Raw genomic sequence first — 6923 nt, forward strand, 5'->3', positions numbered from 1 at the left:
GCCGTACCTGGTGGCGGCGCCGCCAGTTCAGCCAGTGTGGGACGACGATGACGGGCCCGAATGGCCCGGACGCCGCCTTCCAAGATCGGGGAGGCGGCGTTTCCAATGGTGGAACCTAGGAGATTCGGACTCCTTGAGTCTCGAGTGGCTCGAAGGTGCACGCTCTTCCTTGTGAGTGACGGAACAGAGCTTTACACCGTAGGCCAGATCGCTCGGCGTATAGGTCTTTCGGTGCACACCATCCGCTTCTGGTCCGACAGCGGTCTGATAGTGCCCACTGACCGCTCGGCCGGCGGGTACCGCCTCTATGACGCCGTCGCCGTGGCCCGGTTTGACCTAGTCCGGGCCCTGCACGAACTCGGCATCGGACTAGAGGATGTCCAGAAGATTTTGGCGCAACAAGCCACGGTGGCTGAGGTGGCCGAGGTACACGCCCGAGCGCTGGACGCGGAAATCAGGACTCTGAAGCTTCGCCGCGCCGTACTCCGCACGCTTGCCAAGCGCGGCGGCACAACCGAGGAGACGATAATGACGCACAAACTTGCCCAACTGTCCGCCACGCAGCGGCAGCAGGTCATAGACGAGTTCATCGAGAACACGTTTTCGGGGATCACGCTGGATGACGATGCCAAGGTGGTTGCGGAGTGGATGCGGGAGCTGCCCAATGAGCTGCCGGACGATCCCACGCCACGCCAGGTCGACGCCTGGATCGAGCTGGCCGACCTGGTCACCAGCGAGGACTTCCGGCAACGGCTCCGGCAGATCGCCAGTGCCTCATCGGTGGATTCGCGCTACAGCTATGAGCTCCGGTCACTGACCCTGGAGCATGCCAACCGGGCGATAACCGAATCAATCGCACCGGACTCGATCGAAGGCCGATCGGTTCTGAACCAAATAATCAAGCCCGGTATGCCGAGCAATGAACGCAGCGAACTGCATCGGTGGCTTGAGACCGTCGCCGACCCCCGAGTAGAGCGCTACTGGCAGCTGATAGCTGTGCTCAACGGCCATGAACCCTCTCCGTCGGCCATGCCCGCTTTCACCTGGCTGATCGCCGCTGTCCGCGCCCACGGCTGAGCTGCCCGCCCTCGTCATAGCTGGCGGCCCTCAGGAACTCCGGGTGGCGCGAGTCGCGGACGGCTCACACCACGCCGGAGGTCCTTCTCCCCGTGGCTACGTCAGACTGGCGCAGCTCCGGGCGTCCACGTCCTCGGCCGCCTTCGGCACCCAACGGACGTTCGCGAACGACGCGGAGAACGCCCCCTCGGCGAGAACGAAGAAGGGCATGTTCACGTTCTCCATGTCGAGGCCCGCAGCCGCGAAGCAGGCGATCGGGATCTTGATCGTCGTCTTGCTCCCGATCGGGAGCTGCTGGAACATCGAGGTCGCGGTCAACTCGCCGAAGCACGGGAAGACGCACTGGGCACCGATCACGGTTCTCGCGGCCGGAGGCTGGTGGACGACGGTATCGAAGACCAGGGCGCTGTCGGCGTTGAGGTGGCTCCGCAGGTCGCTACCGCCCGCCGGATCCTGCATGAAGATCACACCTTGCCCGCTGCCCGTCCAGGTCACCTTGAGTCCGTCCCGCTGCGCGTTCACGTCGGCCGGCACCACGTTGATCTCCGAATGCGCCGCCTCGCCATCGACGCCGATCTCGGTGTCGACGTCGGCGGAGTTGATGAAGCTCTTGTACGGCGCGACGTCCATCCGGTTGTAGATCTCGAGATCCTCCGTGGCGGTGCCGCCGCCGCCCGCCTGGCCGCAGGCCGGGGAGGTCTCGTCGAGCGTCCCGACCGATCCGGTCTGCCCGTAGCGCAGGCCGTACCCGAGCGGGAATAGCGGGTCGTAGCCGTCGTCGCCCGGGTTGAGCAGGGTTTGGCACGCGGTCTTCGGCCAGGAGTACGACAGTTTGCCGGTGTAGCCCGTACCTCTGTGGGAGCCGCGCACGAGCAGGTCCGCCACGCCACCGCCCTCCGTACCCGGGAGCCACGCGGCGACGAACGCGTCGGAACGGTTGAGCTCCTTGTTGACCCACAGCGGGCGGCCCGTGACGTAAACGGTGACGACCGGCGTACCCTTGCCGCTGACCTTGTCCAGGACGGCGAGGTCGCCGGGATAGAGCTTGTGCGCCTCCAGTGAGCGCCGGCCGAGGTCGCCGAGGAACTCCGCGTACGGAGTTTCTCCGATCACCGCGATGACGGCGTCGTACGCCGAGGGGTCGACGCCGTCAGCCGACTCGCTGAACGTGACGTTGGCGGCGCCCAGCACCTCCTTGAGGCCGCCGAGGATCGTCGTACCGTTCGGGAAGTCGGCGTTGGTGTTGTCGGTGCCCTGCCAGGTGAGGGTCCAGCCGCCGGTCTGGTTCTGCATGCTGTCCGCGCTCTTGCCCACGACGAGGACCCTGGAGCCGGGGGCGAGCGGCAGGACCTTGTTGTTGTTCTTGAGCAGAACCTGCGACTCCCGGACGGCCCTGCGGGCGAGCGCCTTCGCCTGCAGCGCTTTGGCGGACCCGGCCATGGTGCGGACGGAGGGCTTCGGCGCGTCGAACACGCCGGCGCGCAGTTTCACCCGCAGGATGCGCGTCACCGCGTCGTCGATGCGCGACATCGGGATCTCGCCGCTCCTGACCTGCGCGATGGTGTTGGCGATCAACGCCTTCCAGGCGGCCGGCACCATCACGATGTCGATCCCGGCGTTGATGGCCCTCGCGCAACTGGAGGCGGTGCATCCGGCGACCTGGCCGATGGCGTTCCAGTCGGAGACCACGACGCCGTCGAAGCCCATCTTCTGCTTGAGGATGTCGGTGATGACGCGCTTGCTGCCGTGGATCTTGCCCTCGTTGATGCCGAGGTCCGCGTTGGTCCAGCTGTTGAAGGACGCGATCACGGTCTGGACGCCGGCTGCCAGCGCGCCGTAGTAGCCCTGCCCGTGGATATTGATCATCTGGGCCTCGGAGGATGGGTTGACCCCCTGGTCCTGCCCCTTGACGGTGCCGCCGTCACCGATGAAGTGCTTCGCGGTCCCGATGACGCCGCCGCGGCTCCCGAGCTTGCCCTGCAGACCCTTGACGGCCTCGTACGCGTAGGCGCGGGTGATCCGTGGGTCCTCGGAGTAGCCCTCGTACGTGCGACCCCACCGGTCGTCCCTGGGAACGGCCACCGAGGGCGCGAATGCCCAGTCCTGCCCGGTCGCGCGGACCTGCGCGGCGGTCGCCGATCCGATGTCACGGATCAGGCAGGGGTTCTGCGCGGCTCCCAGGCCGATATTGTGCGGGAAGAGCGTCGCGCCGTAGACGTTGTTGCTGCCGTGAACGGCGTCGATGCCCCAGATGATCGGGATCTTCGTCCTCGTGTTGACGGACGCCGTCCAGTAGGCGTCGGCGAGGTCGAGCCATGCCTTGGGCGAGGCGTGCTTGTCACCGCCTGGCCATGATCCGCCGCCGTTGAGCACCGAACCGATGCCGTACTGCTTGACCTCCGCTGGCGTGATGGCGCCGATCTCGGGCTGTGTCATCTGCCCGACCTTCTCGGCGAGCGTCATACCGGCGAGGATCTTCACCACCCGCTTCTCGTCGGCTCGGTTCTGCTCAACCTGGCTCTTGACTTTCGGCCAGTCGGCGAGCGTGGGCAGACTCCGCTCAATACGAGCGCAGCCGTTGTCATCCAGGGCAGGTTTTCCGACCACCGGCTGGTGGTTGCCTTTGGCGGTCTCCGCGGCGGCGCTCGGGACTCCGGCGGCTCCACCTGCCAGTAATACGAAGCCGGCCAGCACCGCGACGATGCTTCGACGAGCCTGTGACCGGGCGAGGTCTCTGATCATGAAGGATCCGTTCTCGAGACGCGGTCGGGGCGGCCCGCTGTGGCCGCGTTGCGCAGATCTTGACCCGCGACAACAGCCCGTCTCAACTTCGAGAACGCTCTCTTTCCCTGCGACCAGAAGCTATAGAGGAGCAAGGAAAGGGCCATCTAAGCAGTGATTGCGCAAACCCCTGACACGAAACCGGCAGGCCAGGCAGTGGAGCAAACGCTCTCTCCAAGCGAACGCGCGGAGGTCCCCTTTCCGCATCGCTCAACGCTGTCGCTAGGGCTGAGACGTCCGATGGGCCGGGCTGTCAACCTCGATGAGTCGACTATGGCGGACAATAGGCCAATGAGTTGGGTCGCCAACGTAATGGTGTCGATCTCTCCGGACGACCATCCGAACGTGGAAGTGTTGAGCGAGTGGCTGCGTACGGAAGCTCCGCTGCGGGACAGTCCGGGGCGAGGCTGCGGCTTTCTCTGCGAGGTCACCGCCCAGGACAGTGCATGGGGTGGGTGGAAATACCCCGAGTGCAATGTATGGGCTGGTGCGCTCAACCATGCCGACCTGAGAGCCGTCCTCGACCACATTGCGCGGATGCCCTGGCGGCACCCGAACGCCCTGCAGGTCTTCGTGATGGATCAGGAGGAATCGTTCTTCAGAGTGTGGATGTTGAGGGACGGCGAGTTGCGGCAGTTCACACCGGCCAAGCCTGACGAAGAAGACCCGGACTTCTATCCTGATGACCTCTGACCGCCGCCGGTCACGCAGCGGGCACGGAAGCCGAAAAGGGCCGAACAACGACCGAAGCCCAGGCGGGGAGACATCCTCACCTGAATGGCCAGCGCCTGGTCGCAGTCGGGGCATGGCCGGGTGCGGATATAGCCGGCGTCCTCGGCCCGATAGGTGCTCTGGATGGTGATCATCGTGCCTCCCGCCAGCGCTGCCGCAATGCTTCGATCGCCTCGTCTCGGTCGGCGGCGGGCGACTGTCGCAGGTCCCAGAGGATCTGAGTGACAGGAGCCAATGGCCAGGGGGCAGGGGCGCTGAGCATCCTGTCAGTGATCGGACTCGGAGTGGCCAGAATGCTCGGATCGGCCGGTGTGACGAGGGTCAGCGTTGCTTGGTCTGGCCCCGTGGCAACCAGGCCGTTGGCCTCAAGATCGGTGTTGGCGGTCGAATACACGGTGACGTGGGTGGGCCGCCGCCAGGGCGCGAGGACATCGGCGGCGAGATCGGCTGACACTCGGCCGGGAATCCGGGACACCTGCTGGTAGAGGTCGTCCAGCCCGAACCAGTGGGTCCGCACCCCGCCGGGTCCCGGATAGGTGTCCAGCCAGCGGTCCAGCAACGTCTCTTCGGCTCGCCAACCGCCGCGTGATCGCACTACTAGACCGTCGCTGCGCAAGTCGGCCAGTACTTGCGAGACTCGGGCCTGGGTCACCCCGGCCCGCTCGCCGATACGGGTCTGAGTGAGCGGTGCCACCTCTTCCAGCAGCACACGCGCTATAGCGCTTGGCCTGGCGGCTGTGCTTAGCCGGCTTGGCCTCTCACTCGTCACCGCGAGCTTCGGCAGACGGGTCATTCCCTGTAGGTAGATCCGGCCGTCGTCACTCGCCCACGACCAGCCTTCCGCCTCCACCGCCTGTGCAGCGCCAGCGGTAATCGACGGGACAAGGAGCAGGCAGTCCGGTCCTGGTGGGGACCCCACCTCGCGTGGCCAGGGCGCTCGCGCCCGCCGTACCACCCGAAAGGCCCGATCTCCCACGACTAGGAGATCGCTAGTGAGTTCCGCCTTCCACCCGGCAGCGCGGAGCTCGGTCAACCAGCTCACTCATCAAATATAAGGCATGTGCTCCTTCTCGCACATCGCTTATATTCGAGGATGATCAGCTGCCGCATCCGCCCATCGTCGCCGCGCGCCTTGACAGGCAGCCTTTTGGCTGCCTAAATTAAAGGCAGCCAAAAGGCTGCATATCGACAGGCGGCAACACATGGACGAGGTGTTCAAGGCGCTGGCCGATCCGAGTCGGCGGGCGCTGCTCGACTCGCTCAACGCCCGCAACGGGCAGACGCTGCGCGAGCTGTGCGCCGGACTCGACATGGCCAGGCAGTCCGTCAGCAAGCACCTCGCGGTGTTGGAGGAGGCCGGGCTCGTCACCACCGTGCGGCGGGGCCGGGAGAAGCTGCACTACCTCAACGCCGCGCCCGTGCACGAGATCGCCCATCGGTGGATCAGCCGCTACGACCGGGCCAGGGTCCAAGCCCTGGCGGACCTGAAACTCGCCCTGGAGGAGACCCCGATGGACGCGCCGACCTTCGTCTACACCACCTACATCCGCACCACCCCGCAGAAGCTCTGGCAGGCGCTGACCGAGCCCGCCTTCACCCGCCGATACTGGGCAACGGAGTTCACCACGGACTGGTCCGTCGGCTCGCCGATGACCTGGGACAACCACGGCGTGCTGATCAGCGACCCGGAGCAGGTCGTGCTGGAGGCCGAACCCTACAGTCGGCTCTCCTACACCTGGCACGCCATCACCCCGGAACTCGCCAAGCGCTTCGGCTGGGACGAGGAGCTGCTCGCCCGGCTGTCCGGCGAGGCCCGCTCGAAGGTCACCTTCACGATTGAGGAGACCGTGCAGGTCGTGAAGCTCACCGTCGTGCACGACGGCTTCGAGCCCGGATCGAGCCTGGCCGAGATGGTCAGCCACGGCTGGCCGAACGTGGTGGCGAGCCTGAAGACGCTGCTGGAGACCGGCGAACCGCTGCCGGACGATGCGTGACCTCCCCGATCAGAGCCCGACGACGTCGCAAGGCGCCGCCGAGCCGGCCCGCCTAGGCGACCGCCCAGAGGAAGGCGAGCAGCCCGAAGAGCCCGCGGTCGCGCCGAGCGCCATCCAGAAGCCGCCGTGCCTGCGATAAGCGCGCACAGAGTTGCGCCGGTGCGCCTCCTCAAGGCCGCGCGTCATCCGGGCCATATGTGTTGGAGGTTCTTAGAGGGCATTTGATTTAAGTCGTTTGCACCTTGTGTGCTAGTACGTTCCTCGCCATGTTGGGGTGGTTTCGTCCGTTATGCGTTTGGTGAGATTGTTGATCGCAGCTATGTGGATCATGGCTTGGGA

General features: G+C 65.8%; 5 protein-coding genes and 1 pseudogene. 3 read left to right on the top strand and 3 right to left on the bottom strand.

Going from position 1 to position 6923, the window contains the following annotated elements; translation table 11 throughout:
- Positions 1-171: 171 nt before the first annotated feature.
- Positions 172-1077 (top strand): helix-turn-helix domain-containing protein, encoded by a 906-nt coding sequence (locus tag KIP79_RS29190; RefSeq protein WP_214108143.1) that lies wholly within the window; start codon positions 172-174, stop codon positions 1075-1077.
- A 96-nt stretch (positions 1078-1173) separates the two neighbouring features.
- Here the strand turns inward: KIP79_RS29190 and KIP79_RS29195 are convergent, their stop codons facing one another.
- Entirely contained in the window at positions 1174-3819 is a 2646-nt protein-coding gene (locus tag KIP79_RS29195) for a glycoside hydrolase family 3 N-terminal domain-containing protein (protein ID WP_214108144.1), read from the bottom strand.
- A gap of 330 nt (positions 3820-4149) precedes the next feature.
- Here KIP79_RS29195 and KIP79_RS29200 point away from each other — a divergent pair, with 330 nt between their 5' ends.
- Positions 4150-4551, top strand: coding sequence for a hypothetical protein (locus KIP79_RS29200; RefSeq protein WP_214108145.1), 402 nt, complete (start codon positions 4150-4152; stop codon positions 4549-4551).
- Between the two features lie 169 nt (positions 4552-4720).
- Here the strand turns inward: KIP79_RS29200 and KIP79_RS29205 are convergent, their stop codons facing one another.
- Positions 4721-5299, bottom strand: coding sequence for a MarR family transcriptional regulator (locus KIP79_RS29205; RefSeq protein ID WP_214108146.1), 579 nt, complete (start codon positions 5297-5299; stop codon positions 4721-4723).
- Between the two features lie 493 nt (positions 5300-5792).
- On the opposite strand from KIP79_RS29205, the gene KIP79_RS29210 reads away from it, so the two are divergent.
- Positions 5793-6584 (top strand): ArsR/SmtB family transcription factor, encoded by a 792-nt coding sequence (locus KIP79_RS29210; protein WP_214108147.1) that lies wholly within the window; start codon positions 5793-5795, stop codon positions 6582-6584.
- A 249-nt stretch (positions 6585-6833) separates the two neighbouring features.
- Here the strand turns inward: KIP79_RS29210 and KIP79_RS29215 are convergent.
- Positions 6834-6923: pseudogene (locus KIP79_RS29215) on the bottom strand (IS5/IS1182 family transposase); the annotation flags it as partial.

It is taken from the genome of Acrocarpospora catenulata, assembly GCF_018476525.1.
GTDB lineage: Bacteria > Actinomycetota > Actinomycetes > Streptosporangiales > Streptosporangiaceae > Acrocarpospora > Acrocarpospora catenulata.

Bases quoted from the DNA above. Each gene is read 5' to 3' on its own strand.
- KIP79_RS29195 (WP_214108144.1), bottom strand. From the start codon at position 3,819: ATGATCAGAGACCTCGCCCGGTCACAGGCTCGTCGAAGCATCGTCGCG.
- KIP79_RS29200 (WP_214108145.1), top strand. From the start codon at position 4,150: ATGAGTTGGGTCGCCAACGTAATGGTGTCGATCTCTCCGGACGACCAT.
- KIP79_RS29210 (WP_214108147.1), top strand. From the start codon at position 5,793: ATGGACGAGGTGTTCAAGGCGCTGGCCGATCCGAGTCGGCGGGCGCTG.